Origin of the sequence: Vibrio sp. Vb0598 (assembly GCF_033338935.1) — a bacterium.
GTDB classification, from domain to species: Bacteria; Pseudomonadota; Gammaproteobacteria; order Enterobacterales; family Vibrionaceae; genus Vibrio; species Vibrio alginolyticus.
Map to the genome: position 1 here is coordinate 1 of NZ_JAWOTP010000152.1, position 1,283 is coordinate 1,283.

At 45.2% G+C, this 1,283-nt stretch carries 1 protein-coding gene and 2 pseudogenes; 2 read left to right on the forward strand and 1 reads right to left on the reverse strand.

Annotation, left to right across the window (positions count from 1 at the left end):
• Together R7Q38_RS23665 and murI are read left to right on the forward strand one after the other, a co-directional pair.
• A pseudogene (locus R7Q38_RS23665) lies at window positions 1-316 on the forward strand (ATPase); the annotation flags it as partial.
• Window positions 317-356: 40 nt separating this feature from the next.
• Entirely contained in the window at window positions 357-1,169 is an 813-nt protein-coding gene (gene murI / locus R7Q38_RS23670) for a glutamate racemase (RefSeq protein ID WP_025509482.1), read from the forward strand.
• Here murI and R7Q38_RS23675 read toward each other — a convergent pair.
• Window positions 1,123-1,283: pseudogene (locus R7Q38_RS23675) on the reverse strand (RNA-binding protein); the annotation flags it as partial. The gene murI and the pseudogene R7Q38_RS23675 sit on opposite strands and share 47 nt — an antisense overlap.

Consider the following 1,283-nt stretch of genomic DNA (forward strand, 5'->3'; position numbering starts at 1 on the left):
TGTCTTTCCTCTCTTAGGGGAGAATAGTTTGAGCTTAGCGATGGAAGTCATAGAACGTGGAATTAAAACTATGTTGATTACCACTGATGGAAAGGCACTTGCTCCAGAATGGTGTGGTCGTTGGTATGACCAAGTATTAATCGAGTCATTACCACGTCATATTGATCCATGTCGAGAAAATGGTGAGTTCCACACATTGGTGACATCAACCCCATCATTTCAAGGACATATAGAACTGACTAAGCTTGAAGTAGAAATAGGGGAGAGATTTAGCCATCAAAGATACCGCGCCAAAGCATTGCCAAAACAAATCTAACCAGTATTATCGCCGAGTCTCTATTCATCAGGTAAGACTCGTGCGAGCATCAAGTAAGAAAAAAGTTCTAGTGTTTGATTCCGGTGTCGGCGGACTGTCAGTTTTCCAAGAAATTCACCAACTCCTTCCACACTTAGACTACTTCTATCTGTTCGATAACGAAGCTTATCCTTACGGCGAACTCGATCAGAATGTGCTTATCTCGCGCGTCAATCAGCTGGTTTCCGCATTGGTAGCAGAGCATCACATCGATATCGTCGTCATTGCGTGCAATACTGCCAGTACAATCGTGCTGCCGTCATTGCGTGGCAACTTATCAGTGCCAGTTGTTGGCGTCGTGCCTGCCATCAAACCGGCCTCCCTACTAGCGACTCAGGGAGTAGGGTTAATCGCAACGCCTGCGACCGTCACTCGTCAATACACTCATGAACTGATCCGCGATTTTGCACAAGGTAAGCCAGTTGAATTGCTAGGTTCGACGCGTTTGGTTGATATGGCAGAAGAAAAGCTACGTGGTGAAAGTGTTCCTTTGGATGAACTGAAAAGTATCTTATCGCCGCTATGCAATAAAGTAGACGTCGCTGTACTTGGTTGTACACACTTCCCACTAATCAAAAACGAAATTCAGCAAGTGCTGGGTAGCAACGTCGTTTTGATTGATTCTGGGGAGGCGATAGCGCGCCGGGTTAAAGCATTACTGTCTTGTGGCGAGCTTGAAGAGAAAGAAGAAGGGATAAAACGAATCTTTGCCAGTGCACCTCCTTGGCAAGAAGATGCACTGAACATTTGTTTGGCGAAATTAGGATTTAATCCAGTTCAGATTTATCGCCATCTGGATGTTTCGGATCGTTAGCAATACGAACTTTAAGTGTTCGCTCCATATATTCCCTTTCATTTAACTTCGCGATAGCCGGTTCTGCGTCAGCAGCGGCCATAACGACAAAACCAAACCCTCTTCTTTTACCTG